The 19,429-nt window shown below is 67.9% G+C and carries 22 protein-coding genes; 13 read left to right on the top strand and 9 right to left on the bottom strand.

Annotated elements, in window-relative coordinates; genetic code table 11:
- Positions 1–165 precede the first annotated feature (165 nt).
- The gene (locus ACE3OU_RS14960; protein WP_374242350.1) at positions 166–396 is read right to left on the bottom strand and encodes a sulfurtransferase TusA family protein; all 231 of its coding nucleotides are present in this window, start codon (positions 394–396) and stop codon (positions 166–168) included.
- A 267-nt stretch (positions 397–663) separates the two neighbouring features.
- Between ACE3OU_RS14960 and ACE3OU_RS14955 the strand changes: the two genes are divergently transcribed.
- From ACE3OU_RS14955 to ACE3OU_RS14925, 7 genes are all read left to right on the top strand, one after another.
- Entirely contained in the window at positions 664–1,017 is a 354-nt protein-coding gene (locus tag ACE3OU_RS14955; protein ID WP_218028706.1) for a roadblock/LC7 domain-containing protein, read from the top strand.
- A 23-nt stretch (positions 1,018–1,040) separates the two neighbouring features.
- Complete coding sequence (locus ACE3OU_RS14950; protein WP_374242351.1) at positions 1,041–1,511, top strand: PAS domain-containing protein; 471 nt, start codon at positions 1,041–1,043, stop codon at positions 1,509–1,511.
- Positions 1,508–2,254: a phosphate/phosphite/phosphonate ABC transporter substrate-binding protein gene (locus ACE3OU_RS14945; protein WP_374242349.1), complete on the top strand. Its 747-nt coding sequence runs from the start codon at positions 1,508–1,510 to the stop codon at positions 2,252–2,254. Before ACE3OU_RS14950 ends, ACE3OU_RS14945 begins: the two co-directional genes overlap by 4 nt.
- The gene (locus ACE3OU_RS14940) at positions 2,251–2,733 is read left to right on the top strand and encodes a hypothetical protein (protein ID WP_374242348.1); all 483 of its coding nucleotides are present in this window, start codon (positions 2,251–2,253) and stop codon (positions 2,731–2,733) included. The genes ACE3OU_RS14945 and ACE3OU_RS14940 overlap by 4 nt, the downstream gene beginning before the upstream one ends.
- An 89-nt stretch (positions 2,734–2,822) precedes the next feature.
- A complete protein-coding gene (locus tag ACE3OU_RS14935) occupies positions 2,823–4,061 on the top strand; it encodes a hypothetical protein (RefSeq protein ID WP_374242347.1) in 1,239 nt (412 codons plus the stop codon).
- Positions 4,051–4,611, top strand: a complete 561-nt coding sequence (locus ACE3OU_RS14930; RefSeq protein ID WP_374242346.1) for an ATP/GTP-binding protein — start codon at positions 4,051–4,053, stop codon at positions 4,609–4,611. The genes ACE3OU_RS14935 and ACE3OU_RS14930 overlap by 11 nt, the downstream gene beginning before the upstream one ends.
- A complete protein-coding gene (locus tag ACE3OU_RS14925) occupies positions 4,604–5,236 on the top strand; it encodes a hypothetical protein (RefSeq protein ID WP_374242345.1) in 633 nt (210 codons plus the stop codon). The genes ACE3OU_RS14930 and ACE3OU_RS14925 overlap by 8 nt, the downstream gene beginning before the upstream one ends.
- Positions 5,237–5,266: 30 nt before the next feature.
- Here the strand turns inward: ACE3OU_RS14925 and ACE3OU_RS14920 are convergent, their stop codons facing one another.
- Positions 5,267–6,706: a M48 family metallopeptidase gene (locus tag ACE3OU_RS14920; protein ID WP_374242344.1), complete on the bottom strand. Its 1,440-nt coding sequence runs from the start codon at positions 6,704–6,706 to the stop codon at positions 5,267–5,269.
- Between the two features lie 60 nt (positions 6,707–6,766).
- On the opposite strand from ACE3OU_RS14920, the gene moaC reads away from it, so the two are divergent.
- Positions 6,767–7,246, top strand: coding sequence for a cyclic pyranopterin monophosphate synthase MoaC (gene moaC, locus ACE3OU_RS14915; RefSeq protein ID WP_374242343.1), 480 nt, complete (start codon positions 6,767–6,769; stop codon positions 7,244–7,246).
- A 25-nt stretch (positions 7,247–7,271) separates the two neighbouring features.
- Here the strand turns inward: moaC and ACE3OU_RS14910 are convergent, their stop codons facing one another.
- Positions 7,272–8,678: an MBOAT family protein gene (locus ACE3OU_RS14910; protein WP_374242342.1), complete on the bottom strand. Its 1,407-nt coding sequence runs from the start codon at positions 8,676–8,678 to the stop codon at positions 7,272–7,274.
- On the bottom strand, positions 8,665–9,711 hold the full coding sequence (locus tag ACE3OU_RS14905) for a hypothetical protein (RefSeq protein ID WP_374242341.1): 1,047 nt from the start codon (positions 9,709–9,711) through the stop codon (positions 8,665–8,667). The genes ACE3OU_RS14910 and ACE3OU_RS14905 overlap by 14 nt, the downstream gene beginning before the upstream one ends.
- Positions 9,712–9,883: 172 nt before the next feature.
- On the opposite strand from ACE3OU_RS14905, the gene ACE3OU_RS14900 reads away from it, so the two are divergent.
- The 4 genes from ACE3OU_RS14900 (at position 9,884) to sixA (ending at position 12,821) form a co-directional block, all read left to right on the top strand.
- The gene (locus ACE3OU_RS14900) at positions 9,884–10,351 is read left to right on the top strand and encodes a thiosulfate oxidation carrier protein SoxY (protein WP_374242340.1); all 468 of its coding nucleotides are present in this window, start codon (positions 9,884–9,886) and stop codon (positions 10,349–10,351) included.
- Positions 10,352–10,369: 18 nt separating this feature from the next.
- On the top strand, positions 10,370–10,687 hold the full coding sequence (soxZ, locus tag ACE3OU_RS14895; protein WP_374242339.1) for a thiosulfate oxidation carrier complex protein SoxZ: 318 nt from the start codon (positions 10,370–10,372) through the stop codon (positions 10,685–10,687).
- 110 nt (positions 10,688–10,797) lie between these two features.
- On the top strand, positions 10,798–12,303 hold the full coding sequence (locus ACE3OU_RS14890) for a CHAD domain-containing protein (protein WP_374242338.1): 1,506 nt from the start codon (positions 10,798–10,800) through the stop codon (positions 12,301–12,303).
- 65 nt (positions 12,304–12,368) lie between these two features.
- Complete coding sequence (gene sixA, locus ACE3OU_RS14885) at positions 12,369–12,821, top strand: phosphohistidine phosphatase SixA (protein ID WP_374242337.1); 453 nt, start codon at positions 12,369–12,371, stop codon at positions 12,819–12,821.
- A gap of 224 nt (positions 12,822–13,045) precedes the next feature.
- On the opposite strand, the gene ACE3OU_RS14880 is transcribed toward sixA, so the two are convergent.
- From ACE3OU_RS14880 to ACE3OU_RS14870, 3 genes are read right to left on the bottom strand one after another with little or no spacing between them, the layout of a single operon-like run.
- The gene (locus ACE3OU_RS14880; protein ID WP_374242336.1) at positions 13,046–14,419 is read right to left on the bottom strand and encodes an NAD(P)(+) transhydrogenase (Re/Si-specific) subunit beta; all 1,374 of its coding nucleotides are present in this window, start codon (positions 14,417–14,419) and stop codon (positions 13,046–13,048) included.
- On the bottom strand, positions 14,419–14,703 hold the full coding sequence (locus ACE3OU_RS14875) for an NAD(P) transhydrogenase subunit alpha (protein ID WP_374242335.1): 285 nt from the start codon (positions 14,701–14,703) through the stop codon (positions 14,419–14,421). The genes ACE3OU_RS14880 and ACE3OU_RS14875 overlap by 1 nt, the downstream gene beginning before the upstream one ends.
- A gap of 11 nt (positions 14,704–14,714) precedes the next feature.
- The gene (locus tag ACE3OU_RS14870; RefSeq protein WP_374242334.1) at positions 14,715–15,839 is read right to left on the bottom strand and encodes an NAD(P) transhydrogenase subunit alpha; all 1,125 of its coding nucleotides are present in this window, start codon (positions 15,837–15,839) and stop codon (positions 14,715–14,717) included.
- Between the two features lie 155 nt (positions 15,840–15,994).
- On the opposite strand from ACE3OU_RS14870, the gene corA reads away from it, so the two are divergent.
- Positions 15,995–17,077 carry a magnesium/cobalt transporter CorA gene (corA, locus tag ACE3OU_RS14865; RefSeq protein WP_374242333.1) on the top strand — a complete coding sequence of 361 codons (1,083 nt, stop codon included), beginning with the start codon at positions 15,995–15,997 and terminating at the stop codon, positions 17,075–17,077.
- 24 nt (positions 17,078–17,101) lie between these two features.
- Here the strand turns inward: corA and ACE3OU_RS14860 are convergent, their stop codons facing one another.
- Together ACE3OU_RS14860 and glcF are read right to left on the bottom strand one after the other, a co-directional pair.
- A complete protein-coding gene (locus tag ACE3OU_RS14860; protein ID WP_374242332.1) occupies positions 17,102–17,941 on the bottom strand; it encodes a PP2C family serine/threonine-protein phosphatase in 840 nt (279 codons plus the stop codon).
- Between the two features lie 241 nt (positions 17,942–18,182).
- Positions 18,183–19,427: a glycolate oxidase subunit GlcF gene (gene glcF / locus ACE3OU_RS14855; protein ID WP_374242331.1), complete on the bottom strand. Its 1,245-nt coding sequence runs from the start codon at positions 19,425–19,427 to the stop codon at positions 18,183–18,185.
- Positions 19,428–19,429 lie beyond the last annotated feature (2 nt).

The raw sequence follows: 19,429 nt of genomic DNA, 5'->3' as shown, positions 1-19,429 counted from the left end.
AACACATCATTTCGATCCCAACGCGCCCCACACCCTTTGGCCGCTACCGAGCGTTTCTCGTCGTCTGAGAGGGCTTCAAAAAGCACGAACCCCCGGAAAAACCGGGGGTTCGTCAGCAGCCTGAGGCCACGCGATGCGTGGCCTCTTTTTTTGTACCTGCCGCGCTTATTTGCGGCGCAGGAAGAACTCGTGGGATTGATCCGGCAAGGCGTTCTGCTCGGCCAGCTCGTTGCCGGTCTGCCTGGCGAAAGCCGCGAAATCCTTGACCGAGCCGGGATCGGTTGCCAGCACCCGCAGGACCTGGCCGGCCTGCATCTCGGCCAGCGCCTTCTTCGCACGTAGAATGGGCAGCGGGCAATTGAGCCCACGGGCATCCACTTCCTTGTCGAATTCCATTAGTTTGCTCCAGGTTGCGATTGAATTTTTCAAGACCCGATTTTACCCCGCCAAGCCTGAAAACCCGACATACATCACGAAGAGCGTCGCGGTTCCGGGAAAATGCTTCGGGCTTTGTGAAATAATGACAACTCGAAAATTATGTCATAACATAAACGGCTCGACACTCTTTGCTGCAGCGGCATTTTTCAGCCAAGGTACAGCCAGAGGCCGACTCCCACATAACCCTGACCAACACTTTCAAGGTACTGCACGATGCGCTCAAACATGCTCCAAACGGTTCTCAACGACCTGAACGGGACCTCCGCAGACATCGAGGCCTCGGCCATCATTTCGTCGGACGGTCTGATGATGGCCGCCCTGCTGCCCAACACCGTCGACGAAGACCGCGTCGGCGCGATGAGTGCAGCCATGCTGTCCCTGGGCGACCGTACCGCCCGCGAACTCGCCCGTGGCAGCCTGGATCAGGTCCTGATCAAGGGTGAGAAAGGTTATGTTCTGATGGTCCAGGCCGGCGCCGACGCTGTCCTGACGGTGATGGCCAAGCCCAACGCCAAGCTGGGCCTGGTCTTCCTCGACGTCCGTCGCGCCGCCGACGCCATCGGCAGGATTCTCGGCTGAAAGGAGGCCCTACCTTGAACGACATGAACCTCGCCGACATACGCGGCGAAGCTGTCGAACATGTCCTGACCTACACCGGCGGCACCACCCGCCGGGTGTATGTGACGCAAATTGAAACGCCCTACCCCCACGGCAAGCTGATCGTCTCGCGCACCGACACCCAGGGCATCATCACCCAGTGCAACCCGCCGTTCATCGAGATGTCGGGTTACAGCGAAGTCGAACTGATCGGCCAGCCCCACTGCATCCTGCGTCACCCCGACATGCCCGCCGCGGCTTTCCGCGATCTCTGGGAAACCGTCCAGGCCGGCCGCCAGTGGCACGGCTACGTCAAGAACCTGCGCAAGGACGGCGGCCACTACTGGGTCTACGCCACGGTCGTCCCCAACATCCGCGACGGCCGGATCGTCGGCTTCACCTCGGTCCGGCGCGAAGCCTCCACCGAAAAGATCGCCGCCGCCGAAGCCCAATACCGGGAGATGTGCCGACCATGACCTTCAATTTCACGGTAAGCCCCAGCTTCCCCAACGAGCGGATTTCCGACTGGTACATCTTCAACACCTGGCTGCAGCGCGCCCTGTCCCTGCCGATCCACCTCGAGCTCTACGGCAGCTTCGGCGCCCAGCGCGTGGCCATCGAGGAGGGCAAGGTCGACCTCATCTACGCCAACCCCTTCGACGCCTCGCTGCTGGTGCGCGAGAAGGGTTTCCGCGCCATCGCCCGGCCCGAGGGTCCGCCCGACGAGATGGTCGTCCTGACCCGCGCCGACAGCCCGATCCTGGAGATCCGCGACCTCCAGCCCGGTACCCGGCTCGCCTGCAGCGACGATCCCTGCGTGAACACCGTCGGGCGCATCCTGCTCGAGCCCGCCAACCTCAACGACAGCACCATCGTCGAACAGCGGCGGGAAACCTACATCCAGGTCGCACGGGCGCTGCTGCGTGACGAGGCCGATGTCGGATTCATGCCGCTGGAAGCCTTCGAAGGCCTGTCCCCGCTGATCCGCCGCGACCTGCGGGCCCTGGTCCAGAGCGAAGTCTACGTGATCCGGCATGTCTTCCTCGCCGGGCCGGCCCTCGCCGAACGCGCCGACGAGCTCACCGCGCTGCTCGTATCGATGCATGAAAGCGACAAGGGCCGCAACATCCTCGAGGCCCTCGGCGCGCGGAGCTGGCAACCCGTGCAGCACGAAGACGTCGAATTCATGATCGACATCATCTCGACCCTGACCCAGTGACCCCCTTTCTCACCGACACGACGCACCCCGAACGCATCCGGCCCGCCACGCCGCCGGCCGTGTTCGGCCTGCCGGTACGCACGCTCAGCATCGCCTCGCACTGGCATTCGCCCGCGACCGGTGCGTTGCTGGCCGGTGAGATCGGCCGCAAGCCTGCCAACCTGCACCTGCACCTCCAGCGCATCTCGCTCTGGCGCACCCTCGGCGACGAGACGGCCACCGCCGCCGCGGTGATCGACCTGTGGATCGTCCTCGGCGCGCTGGGGCAGCAGCTGCGCACGCGCATGCTGCTCACCCATTACGCGGCCCTCGAAACGCACGACCTGGGCATCTATCTCAACGAGAGTCTGCAACAGGGCGTGGACCGCCACGACCCACGCATCGCCCTGCCCGGCAGCGTGCTGGCCCGGCCCGTGGCCGGCGCCCGTATCTTCCTGCGGAACACAACCCTGCCCGGCGCCTCGGCCCGCAGTGCGTGACGCGCGGCACAGCCAGCCATGCCACAAAGCTCCGCGTCCCCCGCCGATTTGGTACTTTCCCGCGCAGCCCTTCGCTCCCCGACTCTTTCATGATCCGCCACTCCAATCCTCCGGGCCAGGCCCAGACGGCCCTCTACCTGCTCCACGTGGGCAGCATGGACGCGCGCCTGATCGGGCTTTCCATCGAGCGCCACTGGAAGCATCAGGTCAGGCTGGCCAGCGCCCTGAATGAAGCGGAGGTGGTGCTCATCGACTGCGACCGCCCGGGCATCGAGAGCGCCATCGAACAACTCTCCGCGCACCCCCGGACCGGTGTCGTGTTCTACGCCTTTCACCCCAAGGACCACGCCCAGCGCTTTCCCAACCGCACCATCCTCGGCAAGCCGCTCAACCTCGAAGCGCTGCCGGCCATGCTCGGTCGCATCGCCACCGAAGCCTCCCGCGTGATCGCCGCGCCGCCGCCCCGCTTCGTGCCGCCGCCGCCCCCTCCGGTCGCCGAAGAAAAGGCGGCCCCCTCCCTCGGCAGCAGCGTGCAGACCGAAGACGAGCGCGACCTCTGCGGCGCCATGGAAGACATCCCGACCACGCCCGGCCAGGCGCTGCCCGACAAGCTCTTCTTCAACCCCGACGACTACATCATCGGTCACATCCACCGGGCCGTCGAACAGGCCGCCAGCACCGGCCGCCCGCACCTGGTGGCCGGCCTGCCGCGCCTGATCGGCGTGCGCCAGAGCCCGGTGCCGGCCTGCATCACCGATTTCCGCGACAACCAGCTGCGCCCCCTGTCGATGACCCAGCTGCCCCACACCACGGCCCGTATCGTCAGCGCCTCGACCCTGCTGCAATCGTCGGGCAACGAGATGGTGCACAGCTCCGAAGACCTGCTCTGGAACGTCGCCGCCTGGGCCGCCCGCGGCCGCCTGCCGGCCGGCACCGACCCCTACCGGCCGGTCCGGCTGCGCGCCTGGCCCAACTTCACCAAGGTCTTCATGTCGCCCCACGCGATGCGCATCGCCGCCTTCTGGACGCGCAGCTGGGCCAGCCCCATCGAGGTCGCCACCCGCCTGGGCATCGCCCAGCGCTACGTCTTCTCGGTGTATTCGTCGGCGCGCTTTGCCGGCCTGATCGATTTCAACCTCCCCCGCCGGCCGGCTCCACCCGCCAGGCCGGCGCGCCCGATCAGCGCCCCCGACGACCCCACGCTCCAGGCACTCCCGAACGTCCCGGCCGCCAGCAAGCCCGAACCCGCTGCGGAGGAAGTCAAACCAACCCAACAACGTCCGTCGATTTTGTCCAGAATTCTCAGGAAGCTCCTCAATGCGGTCTGAACGCGCCCGACACAACAAGATCATTTTCTCCGGGACGGTGGGTGCCGGTAAGAGCACCGCCATCGCAGCCCTCAGCGACATCCCCCCGGTTGCCACAGAGGCGGTCGCCACCGACGAGACCTCCCAGCTGAAGAAAACCACCACCGTCGCCATGGACTACGGTGTCCTCAACCTGCCCGACGGCGAGAAGGTGATGCTCTACGGCACCCCGGGGCAGGAACGCTTCAACTTCATGTGGGAGATCCTCTCGGAGGGCGGCATCGGCCTCGTGCTGCTGATCAACAACGCCAACCCCGACCCGCTGGCCGACCTGCAGGGCTACCTGACCGCCTTCAAGGACTTCATCTCCAAGACCGCGGTCGCCGTCGGCGTGACCCACATGGACCGGGCCGAGGCGCCGGGGCTCGATGCCTACCGTGCCTGCCTCGCCAGCCTCGGCCACCAGGCCCCGCCGGCCGTGTTCCGGGTGGACGCCCGCAGCCGGGACGACGTGGCGATGCTGGTAAAGGCGCTCCTCTATACCCTCAACCCCGGACTGATCGATGCTTGAGATTATTCCCGGCAATTACCTCACGGTAACGCCCTACGGCGCCTGGCGGGCGGTTTCCCGCGCCGAGGACAGCCCCGAGCGGCGCATCCTGCTGGCCATCCTGAGGGAAGCCACGAGCCCCCAGCTCACCCTCGAGGCGGCCTGCGCCTGGACCGGCGAGCGCACCGCCGAGGCCGCCCTCACGCCGCTGCTCGGCCTGCAGAACGACGCCAGCCTGGAAGCCTGGAGCAACGCCCGCTCGGCGCCGCTGGGGACCCTCGAGACCACCCTGCCCGAGTTCCTGGCCCAGCTGAGCGACAGCGGGCAGGCCGTGCTGGCCGACAGCATGGGCTTCTGCCTGGCGATGACCGGCTACCCCCAGGAAACCGGCGAAGCCCTGGCCGCTCTCGGCGCCGACATGCTGTCGGTAGCCGAACGCCAGTCGGCGGCACTGGCCAAGCTGGGCGACCACCTGCTCGACGGCTGGGGCAACGTGGACGCCGCCGGCATCAGCGGCCTCAGCTTCTGGCCGATGCACGTCGGCCGCACCCGCCTCGCGCTGACCGTGAGCGGGCGCCCGCGCTTCAACCAGCAAGCCTTCGCCGACCTGGTGTGGGCCCTGTGCGTGCGCTACGGCCGGCTGTAACCCCCCCGGTGGCCGTGCCCGGCCGCCGGCTCAGCGCTGCTGGCGCGACTCGCGCAGCTGCTCCTCCAGCAACACGCGCACCTCCCGCAGGCGGGAATCCACCGCCGACTGCTCGAAGAAATCCCCATCCCCGGCGGCCCGCGCCAGCGTGAGCTGGTTGGCCGACTCCGCGTAATTGCCCTGGATCACATACACCTCCGCCAGCGAACGGTGCTGGGCGAGGCGCTTGCCGAGGGCCGCCTCCGCCCTCGCCCGCAGCTCCCACAGGCCCGCACTGCCCGGCGTGGCGAGGGTCTCCGCCTTGGCGAGGGCCAGCGCCTCGGCTGGCCGGCGGGCGTCCAGCAGCGCCTCCAGCTCGCCATGCAGCAGGCGGCGGGACTGGGGGAAACGCCCGCGGGCCTCCCGGAAGATCTTCGCAGCCCCCAGCGGGTCGCCATGGGCCAGGCGCAGCTCGGCCTCCAGGCCGGCGATCAGCGGCGAGACGGCGTGGGACTGGCGCAAGGCCACCATCGCCCGGTCGGCCTCGTCGAGGCGGCGGGTGCTCAGATAGGCGCGGACCAGGCCGTACTGGGCCGGCACCGGTGGTGCCGCCACCGCCGTGGCGCGCTCGAAGGCCTCCACCACTTCCCGCGAGGCCACCACGCCCACCTTGAGCTTGGCACGCACCAGCTGGAAATCGAGGGAATCCGGCACCTGCCGGTAGGGCAGCTGCATCACCCGGCTCTCCATTTCGGAGATCCGCTCGCCGGTGAGCGGGTGGGTGCGCAGGTAGGCCGGCGCGTTGTTCTCGTAGAGCCGGCTGTTCTTCTGCAGCCGCTCGAAGAAGGACGACATCCCCCGCACGTCGAAGCCCGCCGCGGTGAGGTTCTGCAGACCGATGCGGTCCGCCTCGTTCTCGAAGCTCCGCGAATAGGCCAGCTGGGAACTCATGCCCGCGGCCTGGCCGCCCATCACCGCCGCCTGGCTCATCTGCGGGCTGGACTTGGCCGCCAGCACCGCCACCAGCAGCGAGGCCAGCATCAGCAGCCCGGTCTCGCTCTGGCGCCCCACCATCCGCGCGATGTGGCGCTGGGTGACGTGGGCCACTTCGTGGGCCATCACCCCGGCCAGTTCGGACTCGCTCTGGGCGGCGAGGATCAGCCCGGTGTGCACTCCGATGTTGCCGCCCGGCATCGCGAAGGCGTTGAGGGAACGGTCGTCGACCGCGAAGAACGAAAAGGGCAGCCCCGCCCCGTCGCTCACCGCCACCAGGCGTCCGCCCAGGGCGTTGAGGTAATCCTCGATCTCCAGGTCGCGCAGGTAGGCCGGATCGCGCCAGCGGATCTCGCGCATGATCTGGGCACCGAGGCGCTGCTCGGCCAGCGGCGAGAGATCCACCGAGGCGCTGTCGCCCAGATCCGGCAAGGTCTGGGCGAGGCTGTTGGCGGAGATGGACGCGCACAGCAGTGCGGCAAGAAGGCGATTTTTCACGATAGCGTCTATGATACGCGACCACCCCGGAACGTTCCCCGACCCACCTCCGCAAGCACCATGACCGACACGCTCACCCACTTCGACGCCCAGGGCCAGGCCCACATGGTGGACGTCTCCGCCAAATCGGAAACCCGCCGCGTCGCCCGCGCCGAGGGGCGCATCGTGATGCAGCCCGCCACCCTGGCCCGCATCCTCGCCGGCGACAACAAGAAGGGCGACGTGATCGGCATTGCCCGCCTCGCCGCCATCCAGGGCGCCAAGCGCACCGCCGACCTGATTCCCCTGTGCCACCCGATCTTCCTGACCCGCGTCGCCGCCGATTTCAGCATCGAGGGCGACACCACCATCCGCTGCACCGTCACCGCCGAAACCGTCGGCCGCACCGGCGTGGAGATGGAAGCCCTGACCGCGGTGCAGGTCGGGCTACTCACCATCTACGACATGTGCAAGGCCATCGACAAGGGCATGACCATGGAAGGCATCCGCCTGCTGGAGAAGGAAGGCGGCAAGTCGGGGCACTGGAAGGCCGCCGGCTGAGCGGCGCCCGGCCCCGCCGGCAAGCTCAGTACTGGACGTAGATGAACGGGGCCCGCGTCAAGGGCAGCAGCCACAGCGCGACGCCCATCATCGCGCCCAGCGCCAGGGCCCCGGCCACGGGGGAGATCGCCTTCGCCCGGTTCATGCCCAGGGTCCGCGGGCCGATGACGCCGTCCAGCACCAGGGGCGTTGCGATCGCCAGGGCCAGCCACAGGGGATAGTCGTTGGACGCGCCCGGGTTGGCCTCGAACAGCGCCGTCACGACAGCCCCCGCCTTGTCGATCGAGGCGGTGCCGAACACGATGCGGGACAGGAAGATCCAGAACTGGGTAAGCAGGAAACAACCCACTGTCCAGATCATGGAGGCGTCGAGCATCTTCAGCAAATGGCCGGGCAGCTGCTGGCGCCAGAACTTGAACACCACCAGCGCCAGTCCGTGCATGCCGCCCCAGGCCACGAAGTTCCATGACGGGCCGTGCCAGATGCCGCTGAGCAGCATCACCAGAAACAGGTTTCCATAGGCCCGCAGCGCCCCTTTCTGGCTGCCGCCCAGGGGAATGTACAGATAGTCGCGCAGCCAGCTGGAGAGGGACATGTGCCAGCGGCGCCAGTAGTCCCCGATCGATACGGCGAGGGTCGGCCAGTTGAAGTTGGGCGGCACCTTGAACCCCAGCCACGCCGCGCAGCCGATCGCCATGAGGGAATAGCCGGCAAAGTCGAAATACAGCTGCGCGTAGCAGGCAAAGCTGGCGACCCACACCGCGCTCTGGCTCCACTCGCCGGGGTTGGTCAGGACCGGGGCCGCGATCCCGACCAGGGCATCGGCGATCACCGCCTTCATCACGAAACCCACCGCAAACTTGTAGGCCGCCTGCGAGAGCGCCTGCGGCGAGGCCCGGTCTAGCGTATCGGCCTGGGACAGGAAGGCCGAGGCGCGGGTGATCGGGCCCGCGGCGATGATCGGAAAGAAACCGATGTACAACAGCATCAGGTGGAAACGACGTTCGACCTCGGCGTTGCCGCGGCGCACGTCGACCAGGTAGCTGATGGCCCGGAAGCTGTAGTAGCTGATCCCGAGCGGGAAGATCAGCGTCAAACGGAACTCGCTGTCCGCCGAGAGGCCCAGGGACGCGAGCACGCCGGCGAGGAAGCCGAGATACTTGAAGCCGGACAGGATCAGCAGCACCGCCCCCACCGCGCAGGTGGTCACCAGGCGCACGCGGGTCCGGGCGCCCCCGATCGCCATGCCGCCCAGCCAGGCGGTCGCGGTGACGCCCAGCAACACCGGCACGAACCGCCAGTCCCACAGGGCATACAGCGCCACGCTGCTCCAGGCCAGCAGATGCTGGCGCAGCGCCACGCTCGGCAGCCGCCCGAAACACAGGAAGACGGCCGCGAAGAACACGAGGAAGGAAAAATCACCGGGCGTCATGCCTGCCAATCTCGGGAACCAGAATCTTTGCGTAGGCCTCGGTCAGGATGCGCGCGCCACCTGCGGTCAGGTGGCCCATGTCGGTCCAGAAGGGCCCGTTGAGTTGCCGCCTGAGCCCCGGATCGTTGAGGGAGATGCAAGGCTGGAGGCGCTGGCAGAGCACATCGAGCCGCGCCCGCGTATTGGAGGCCGCACTCGGGTAATGCACATAGATCACCTGCTCGACCCCGAGGCGCTCCAGCCGGGCCCTTTGCCTCCGACGGAAATCGAGCAGGACCTCGGCAATCTCCACCCGCTGCGTATCCCCCTCCTGCGCTAGTTCCGCGGCGAGGCGCTCGGCGGACGGCGCCGAAGGGGTGGCCTCTTCAGGCATGAAACCCAGCCTCACCTGGCTCCCCTCGCGGGCCAGGTTGCGCGCGATACCCATGTTCAGATAATGGGCCGCCATGTGGCGCAGGCTGACCAGGGCCCCCTCGTAATCCCCCAGCCCGAGCTGGATGCGCAGCATCTCGTAGACACGGGGCGCATCATGAAAGGCGATCGGTTCGTTCTTGAACCTGTTGACGTTTGCCAGCGCCGCGCGCAGGTCGGAGCCCAGCTCGATCAGCATCAGCTTGGGCTTGACCCCCGACTCCTTGAGCAGGCGCTCCAGATAGAACTCCTGTTCAAAGGCGTAGCGCCCGGGATAGCTCAACTGCACCAGCGGGTGGTGGATACCGGCTTCCATCATCCGCCGCTCCAGCAGGGAGCCGTCCACATCCCGGGCGGTACGGCTGGCCCCTACGAGGAAGACCGGCTGGGCCGAGGTTTTTTCGAGCCTCGCCTTCACCGCGTTGGCGACCATCAGGAAGTAACTCTGGCGCTCCAGATGGAAAACGGACAGGACCACTCCCAACACGACCTGGACGATGACCAGGCCCGCCACGAAAGCCGCCACGCACCGACCCAGACGGGTCACATCCTGCAAACGGAAGACAAACAGGGAAGCCAGCAGTAAGGAGCCAAGCAAAAGGACGAGCGCTTCCGTCTTCATGGGTAGAGGCAGGACATGTGTATCAAACTCAACGTGAGCCGCCCGAATTGTAGGGGAGAGAAAGACTCACGGGATAAATTTTCCGCAAGGAAACGTGGCTCCGCATTCCTCTGAACGGCAGCGGAGGGAAGAGGTATGGGACAATCCGCGGGTCAGCACTCGGACACGGACCATGGATCAGCCCCGTCGCAATTTCATGCAAGCCTTCGGTAGCGCCTCCCTGCTCGCCGGCCTCGTCGGGAGCGGGCTGCTGCGCCCGGCCCGGGCCCTCGCGGTGGATTTCAACCGCGCGCCCTTCGAGGCCAGGTCGGCCACCGACGCCCTGCGGCTCATTGGCGCCGCCGGTGCCGAGGCCAGCGCCGACATCGTCCTCAAGACCCCCGAGATCGCCGAGAACGGTGCCGCCGTGCCGATCGAGGTGATCAGCAACATCCCGGGCACCACGCGCCTGTCGGTGCTGGTGGACAAGAACCCCTTCCCCCTCGCGCTGCAGTTCAACTTCGCCCCGCCGGCCGTCGCGCGCTTCCAGGCCAAGCTCAAGATGGGCGAAAGCTCCCGCCTGCGCGTCGTGGCCACCGCCGGCGGCAGGCATTACACGGTGTTCCGCGAGGTCAAGGTCACCGCCGGCGGCTGCGGCTGACCACACCAGGAGAGCCCCATGTCCGACCCCATCAAGATCCGCGCCACCGTCAAGGGCAGCGACGGCGAAGTGCGCGTGCTGCTGCCCCACCCCATGGAGTCCGGTCAGCGCCGCGACGCCTCCGGGCAGCCGCTGCCGGCCCACTTCATCACCTCCGTCACCCTCAGCATCAACGGCCGCCCGGTGATCGAAGGCGCGCTCGGCACCGCGGTGTCGGCCAACCCCTTGTTCGGCTTCCAGTTTGCGGGCGTCAAGGCCGGCGACAAGCTGGCCGTCGCCTGGCTCGACAACAAGGGGCAGCGCGGCAGCGCCGAGGCGGTTTTCGCCGCCGGCTGAGCGGCCCGCCACTGTCACACGGGCGCGCAAGACAGCGCGCCGCCATCGGGACTAGAATTGCCCGCACTTTTCGCATCCCGCGGAAACCCTGCCCACCCGATGGCACTGCCATGAGCCACGAGATCGAACTCAAGCTGACCCTCCCCCAGAAGGCCCTGCCCGCGCTGCGCCGCCACCCGCTGATTGCCGATGCCCCCCGCGACGGCCGCGCCTGCACTCTCGAGAACACCTACTTCGACACCGTCGATCTCGAACTGCGCGAGCGCCGCATGGCCGTGCGCACCCGCAAGGCCGGCAACCGCTGGCTGCAGACGGTCAAGTGCGCCGCGGAATCCGTCGGCGGCCTGTCGGCCCGGCCCGAATGGGAGCAGCCCTACGCCAACGCCTGCTTCGACTTCTCGGCCATCGACCGTGACGACCTGCGCCGGCGCCTCGAGGCGCTGCAGCCGCAGCTGGTGCCGGTGTTCACCACCCACTTCCGCCGCGAAACGGTCGTACTGACCCCGCGGGAGGGCGTGAAGGTGCTGGCGATGATCGACAACGGCCACATCGAGGCCGCCGGGCGCAACCTGCCCCTGTGCGAGCTCGAGCTCGAGCTCGTCGAAGGCGACCCGACCGAGCTGTACACCCTCGCCCTGCAGCTCGCCGAGACCCTGCCCCTCACCCCCGAGAACGTCAGCAAGGCCGAGCGCGGCTACCGCCTGTTCTCCAACCACGCCCTGCGCCCCGCCAAGGCCCGGCCGTCGCGGCTATCCGCCGAGCAGTCGCCGGTGGACGCCTTCCGGATCATCGCCTTCGACTGCCTGGCCCTGTGGCAGGCCAACGAATCCGGCGCCCGGGAGAGCGACGACCCCGAGTTCATCCACCAGCTCCGCGTCGCCCTGCGCCGCCTGCGTTCGGCCCTGCGCCTGTTCAGCCCGGCCCTGCCGGCCGACTTCGTGAGCCGCTGGTCCGACGGCCTCAAGGACGCTGCCGACGGCCTCGGCGCCGCCCGCGACCTCGACGTGATGCTCGCCGAGGTGCTCAGCCCGGTGGCCGAATCCGGCCTCGCCGACGAGGCCACCCAGCGCCTCATCGCGATGGCCGTCGACCGCCGCGACCGCGAGAAGACCGCCGCCCGCGAACAACTCCTCGCCGCCAGCCACGGCCGCCAGATGCTGGCCCTCGCCGCCGATCTCTACGGCCTGCAGAGCGACGCGCTGGTCAAGTCGGCCAACCTCACCACCTTCGCCCGGCTGCAGCTCACCCAGCTCCGGAAGCGCGCCCGCAAGCGCTACGCGGCCGCCGCCGAACTGCACGCCGAGCAGCTCCACGAGCTGCGCGTCTCCCTCAAGCGGCTGCGCTACGCCATCGAGTTCCTGCTGCCGCTGCTCCCCGAGAAGGCCACCGTCCGCTTCGCCAACGAGCTGGCCGAGATCCAGGACACCCTCGGCTACATCAACGACGAGGCCGTCGCCCGCGGCCGCCTGAAGGCCTGGGCCGGCAAGGACCCGGAGCTGCGCAGCGGCGCCGCCTTCGTCGCCGGCTGGCACGCCCCCAAGATCGCCCGCCTGCGCCGCAGCGTCCTCCCCGCCCTCGAACCCATCCTGTGGGGCAAGGCCCCGTGGCGGCGATGAGCGGGTCATCAGGCGGTAACCTGCGGCCCCTAGACTCCCGGCCTTCGATAAAAGAGGAGGAGACCATGGACCTGCTGCTGTGGCGCCATGCCGAGGCCGTGGACGGCGTGCCCGACAACACCCGCGAACTCACCGAGCGGGGCATCAAGCAAGCCCACAAGGTGGCCGAGTGGCTGGAGAAGCGCCGCCCCAAGAAGCTGCGCGTGCTGGTCAGCCCCACCACCCGCACCCGCCAGACGGCCAGCGCCTTCACCCAGAACTTCGAGGTCGTCCCTGGCCTCGCACCGGGTAACGACATCACCACCATACTGGCCGCCTGCGGCTGGCCCGACGCCGGCGGCTCGGTGCTGGTGGTCGGCCATCAGCCCGAGCTCGGACGCCTCGCTTCCTTGCTGCTGTCCGGCCAGGAAGCCGACTGGACAATCAAGAAAGGCGCCCTGTGGTGGTTCACCAACCGCGTCCGCGACGACGAGACCCAGACCGTACTGCGCGCGGTGGTGCCGGCCGACCTGGTCTGAACCCCCTCCGCCGCCGCTGAACAGCGGCGCCTCCCGGATAACACGACCCCGCGCAACGCCCTGCCCGGTGCGTCTCCCGTCACCGCTCCGGCCGCAGGCGCGGCTCCCTTTCCGAATGGGGACTGGCCTGGCCTCCACCTTGACCCGGCCAAAATAAACGAGCCGCCCGAAGGCGGCTCGTGCGTGGCTGCGCCGTCCCCGCCGCAGCGGGGAACGGTGGCGACTTAAACCGACATCGCCTTGACGTGCTGGATCACCTCGGCGATCGCCTGCTGGGCGGAGCCGTACAGCAGCCGGGTGTTGTCCTTGTAGAACAGGGCGTTCTCGATGCCCGAGTAGCCGGTGCCCTTGCCACGCTTCACGACGATCACGTTCTGCGCCATGTCGGCGTTGAGGATCGGCATGCCGTAGATCGGGCTCGACTTGTCGGTGCGCGCCGACGGGTTCACCACGTCGTTGGCACCGATCACCAGCGCCACGTCCGCCTGGGCGAAGTCGGCGTTGATTTCCTCGAGGTCGAAGATCTTGTCGTAGGGCACGCCGGCCTCGGCCAGCAGCACGTTCATGTGGCCCGGCATGCGGCCCGCCACCGGGTGGATCGCGAAGACCACCTCGACGCCGGCTTCCTCGAGCAGCTCGGTCATCTCCCACACCTTGTGCTGGGCGCCGGCCACCGCCATGCCGTAACCCGGCACGATGATGACCTTGCTGGCGTAACGCATCATCGCCGCCGCGTCCATCGCGCCGACTTCCTTCTGCTCGCCCTCGACCGCCTCGCCGCCGCCGGCCGCAGCCATCGGCACGAAGAGGATGTTGCTGATCGGGCGGTTCATCGCCTTGGCCATCAGCTGGGTGAGCAGGGTGCCGGCCGCACCGACCACGATACCGGCGATGATCAGCGCCGGAATGCCCATCACGAAGCCTTCAAAACCCACCGCGAGGCCGGTGAAGGCGTTGAACAGCGAGATCACCACCGGCATGTCCGCGCCGCCGATCGGCAGCGTGATGACGGCGCCGAGCACCAGCGCGAGTACGAAGAAGGCGCCCACCAGCATCGGGTCGATCGCCGGGGCGATCACGATGGCGACGCCGAGGCCGAGGGTGATCAGGGCCAGCACCACGTTGACGGCGTTCTGCGCCGGCAAGCGGAAGGCCTTGTTCATCACGCCCTGGAGCTTGGCCCAGGCCACCACCGAACCCGAGAAGGACACCGCGCCGATCAGCGCGCCGAGGGTGGCCAGCAGGGTCACCACGGTGCCGTGCATCTCGCCGCGGGCAAACTCGACCGCCGCGATCGCCGCCGCCGCGCCGCCGCCCATGCCATTGTAGATGGCGACCATCTGGGGCATGTCGGTCATCGCGACCCGCTTGCCGGAGACCCAGGCCAGCGCGCCGCCGAGGGCGATGGCGATGATCATCAGCAGCATGTTGCCCATGCCGGGGGTCAGGAAGGTGACCACCGTGGCGAGCACCATGCCGACACCGGCCCACACGATGCCCTTGCGCGCCGAGACCGGCGAGCTCATGCCCTTGAGGCCCAGAATGAAGAGGATCGCGGCGACGAAGTAGCTCGCGTCGATCAGCCACTTGATAGCCATCAGTTCTTCTCCTTAGCCTTGAACATGGCGAGCATCCGCTCGGTCACCACGTAACCGCCGGCCGCGTTGGCCGCGCCGAGCAGCACCGCAACGAAGCCGATGACCTGCTCGAGGGGCGTCTCGGCCTGGCCGAGGGCGATCATGCCGCCCACCAGCACCACGCCGTGGACGAAGTTGGAGCCGGACATCAGCGGGGTGTGCAGGATCACCGGCACACGGGAGATCACCTCGTAGCCGGTGAAGGCCGCGAGCATGAAGATATAGAGAGCAAGCATTCCATCCATGGGGATTCTCCTTACAGGCCCAGCGCGGCCTTGACGCCCGCGTGGCGGAGCTCGCCGGCGTGGGTCAGGCAGGCACCGGCGAGCACCTCGTCTTCCCAGTCGAGGCTGAGCACGCCATCCTTGATGAAGGGCGAGATGAAGTTGTAGAGGTTCTTGGCGTACATCTCGGAGGCATGCACCGGCATGCGGCTGGGGATCTGGACCGGGCCGATCACCAGGGTCTCGCCGACCAGGGTCTTCTCACCGGCCTGGGTGCCCGCCACGTTGCCGCCGCTCTCGGCGGCCATGTCGACCACCACCGAGCCCGGCTTCATGCGCGCCACCATGTCGGCGGTGACGATCAGCGGCGCCTTCTTGCCGGGGATCGCCGCGGTGGTGATCAGCGCGTCGCACTCGGCGATGGCCTTGCCGAGCTTGTCGGCCTGGATGCGCTTCTCCTCGTCGGTCAGCTCACGGGCATAGCCGCCCGTACCCGCCGCCGAGACGCCGGTATCGACGAACTTGGCGCCGAGGGACTCGATCTGCTCCTTGGTCTCGGGGCGCACGTCATAACCCGACACCATCGCGCCGAGGCGCTTGGCGGTGGCGATGGCCTGCAGGCCGGCCACGCCGGCACCGATCACCAGCACCTTGGCCGGACGGATCGTGCCGGCGGCGTAGGTGAGCATCGGGAAGAACTTCGGGGAGTGGTCGGCGGCGATCAGCGCGCACTCGTAGCCCGACACCGCCGCCTGGCTGGACAGCACGTCCATGCTCTGGGCACGGGAGATGCGCGGCAGCAGCTCCAGGGCGAAGCAGGTGATCTTCTTTTCGATCAAAAGCTTCACACGTTCGGCGCTCGACCACGGCTGCTGCAGGCCGACCAGCACACAGCCCGGCTTGAGTATCGCGATGTCTTCGAGGCTCAGCGGCTGGACCTGCAGCACGACGTCGGCCTTGGCCAGCACCGCGCCGGCGTCGGCCAGCAGCTCGGCGGCGCCGAAGTCCTCGTCGCGGTAGTAAGCCGACGCGCCGGCCCCCGCCTGGAGCAGCAAAGCTGCGCCAAGCCCTTGATATTTCTTGGCTACGTCCGGAACGAGCGCAACGCGGCGCTCACCCGGCGTAAACTCTTTGGTCACACCGATGACCAGAGGCATGGAAGCTCCTCAGTAGGTAGTTGGAATTCGGCTGCCGTCGCGCGCAGGCTGCGCGCCCGGACGTTTATCTGGTACGTTCTCCGGCCAGCATACGTGGCAGTCAGCCTGCCCGTGGCGGGAGAAATCGATCATTTCATTCAAATAGCTGGGTAGCGATGGCAAAGTCTAGCAAGAAACAAACCCGCCCAACCCGAAAGCTAGGGTTACCCCCAGGTTCACTGATACATATCGGCGAGATCAAGACTGAAAAGCCCAGCATCACGCTGATCGAGTTCGATGCCCATGGCGTCACCGAAACCCGATTCGAGTCCATCGAGGCCTCCCGCGACCACCATGCCACCCGCGAGAAACGCTGGCTCAACGTGTATGGGCTGCACGACCCGGCGGTGATGGCCGAGATCGGCCGGCGTTTCAGGCTGCACCCCCTGGTGCAGGAAGACATCCTGAACACCCACCAGCGCCCGAAGTGCGACGAGTTTGCCGACTACCAGTACATCGTCGCCCGCTGCTTCGACTTCGACCCCGAGACCCGCAGCCTCACCTCGGACCAGGTCAGCATCGTGCTGGGCCGCAATTTCTTGCTCACCTTCCAGGAACGCGCCACCGGCGCCTTCGAGGCGGTGCGCGAACGCCTGCGCGCGGAGCACGGCGCGATGCGCGCCCACGGCCCCGACTACCTGGCCTACGCCCTGCTGGACACCCTGGTGGACCGCTATTTCGTGATGCTGGACCACCTCTCGGACATGGCCGAGGAACTCGAGGACCAGGCCCTCAGCCGCCCCAACCCGGCCCTGCTGGCCGAGATCAACCGGGTCAAGCACGAGGCGCTGGTGCTGCGCCGGGCGATCTGGCCGCTGCGGGAGATCCTCAACACCCTGTCACGGGCCGACAACGGCTTTTTCTGCGCCGACACGCGGCTCTACCTACGGGATGTCTATGATCACACGGTGCACGTGCTCGAATCGCTGGAGTCCGTGCGCGACCTGCTGGCCGACCTGCTCGACATCTACCTGTCGAGCGTCAGCAACCGGCTGAACACCGAGGTACGCATCCTCACCGTGCTGACGACGCTGTTCATGCCGGCGACGCTGATCGCCGGGGTGTTCGGGATGAATTTCCAGCACATGCCGCTCCTCGACGAGCGGGACGGGTTCTGGATCGCGCTGGGGGTGATGGGCAGCGCCGCCGCGGTGATGGCCGCGGCCTTCTGGCGCCGCAACTGGCTGAAGACCCGTTGACCGGCGGCCCGCCCGGGGGCCGGCTCAGGCGCCGTAGCGGGCCACTTCGATGCGCGGCTTGGGGTCCATCTCGACCAGCTTGACCACCGCCAGGGAGATGTTGTCGCCGCCGCCCCGGGCGCGCTGGCGGGCCAGCTCGATGAGCATGGACGCGGCCTCGCGGGGCGAATGGGTGTCGAGGATCTGCCCCATCTCCTGCTCGGGGATGTAGGCCCACAGGCCGTCGGAACAGAGCAGGAAGGCGTCGCCGCCGGCGAGGGGCGAGGCATGCCCCAGATCGACGCGCGGCTCGCGCTCGGAGCCGAGGCAGGACAGCAGCACGTTGCGGTTGGGGTGGCGCAGGGCGCCTTCGGCGTCGAGGCGGCCCTTGCGGACGAGCTCCTCGACGAGCGAATGATCGAGGCTGCGGGTGACCAGCTGACCGCGCCGGAAATGGTAGAAACGGGAATCGCCGCAGTGGGCCCAGTCGGCACGGTCGGGCTGCATCATGAAGACCACCGCGGTGCTGTGCGGGTCCTGCTCGCTGGTGAAGCGGGTCAGCTTGATGACGATGTGCGCCTCGTCGATGATGCTGCGCAGGAGCTCCTCGGGGCTTTCCGAGGCCGGCGCGAAGGCTTCGAAGTTCTGCTTGGCCTTGAGGATCACCTGTTCGGCCGCCATCGCGCCCCCCGAATGCCCCCCCATGCCGTCGGCGAGCACGGCCATCAGGGTGCCTTTGCGGGTGGGGTGCGCAAAGACCGCGGCGCGATCCTGCTGCTCGGTACGGTCACCCGTGTGTTTGGCGACGCAGGCCTCGGCCTGGTAACGCTTTTTTGCGCTAACCGAATCGGGCGCGGAAAGGGACGAGAGGGGCGGATTCAGCATGACACTCAGGACGTTAACACGAAAACTGCGCTCCGGACACCAAACCCTCGCCCGCACGGCGGCGCCGGCAGGCTTCGGCAACTGGACAGGCCCCCGCGCTGCGCGACCCGGACGACCGGCAACAACAAGGGAACTGCTCGTTCATGGGGGTGCTCCGTGACGCAGACACGTCATATTCGATTTACGAAGTTTAACTGTTTATCTCGCCTAAACTAAAGGCCCGATTGGGCTTTCCGGGGGTTCATGTGACATTTTCATCGGCCCACAGCAGCTCCACCCAATGCCTTAAAGGAACATCGGCGCCACCGGCCAGATGGGCGATGCAGCCGATGTTCGCGGAAGCGATGCATTCAGCCCCGCCGGCCTGCAGTGCGTCCAGCTTGGCGTCCCGCAGGCGGGCGGAAATTTCGGGCTGCAATAACGAATAGGTGCCCGCCGAACCGCAGCACAGATGGCCGTCGCGCACCGGCACCAGCTCGAAGCCGGCGGCCACCAGCAGATCCTCGGCGACCCCGCGGATCTTCAGGCCATGCTGCAGACTGCAGGGGGCATGGAAGGCGATGCGCCGCCGGGGCCGACCGGTGGCACGGGACGCCAGCAGGGGCTTCAGGCGCGCCGCCTCGGCGCCCAGCACCTCGGCCACATCGCGGGCCAGCGCCGAGACGCGGGCGGCCCGGGCGGCATAGCGGGAGTCGTCCTTCAGCAGGTGCCCGTAGTCGCGGACCTGCACGCCACAGCCCGAGGCGGTGACCACGATGGCCTCCACCCTCCCCGCCTCGATCTCCGGCCACCAGGCGTCGATGTTGCGCCGCGCGTCGTCGCGGCCGCCGTCCTGATCGTCGAGGTGGAAACGCAGCGCGCCGCAGCACCCGGCAGTGGCCATCTCGACCAGCGAGATGCCCAGGGTGTCGAGCAGCCGCGCCGTGGCGGCGTTGATGGACGGCCGCAGCGACGGCTGGACGCAGCCCGCCAGCGCGATCATCCGGCGGGCGTGGCACGGCGCCGGCCACGGGCCGGCCGGCTCGGCGGGCGACACCTTGTCGGCGAGAGGCTTGGGCAACAGGGGCCTGAAGCGCCGCCCCAGCCCCAGCGCCGCGCCGAACAGCGTGCTCCGCGGCAGCACCTCGCGCAGGGCGGCCCGCTTGAGGGCGTCGGCCCCGCTGCGCGGCACCTGGGCGTCGACGACCCGCCGCCCGATGTCTAGCAGGTGGCCGTACTCGACGCCCGACGGACAGGTGGTCTCGCAGGCGCGGCAGCTCAGGCAGCGGTCGAGATGGAGCCGGGTCTTGCCGGTGGCGGGCTGGCCCTCGAGCACCTGCTTGATGAGGTAGATGCGCCCCCGCGGGCCGTCCAGCTCGTCGCCGAGCAGCTGGTAGGTCGGGCAGGTGGCGGTGCAGAAGCCGCAATGGACGCATTTGCGCAGGATCGTCTCGGCCTCGCGGCCATCGGGCGTGTCGCGGATGAAATCGGCGAGATGCGTCTGCATGG

The organism is Zoogloea sp. (assembly GCF_041908905.1).
Taxonomy (GTDB): Bacteria; Pseudomonadota; Gammaproteobacteria; order Burkholderiales; family Rhodocyclaceae; genus Zoogloea.
This window is presented reverse-complemented; position numbering and strand designations above follow the sequence as displayed.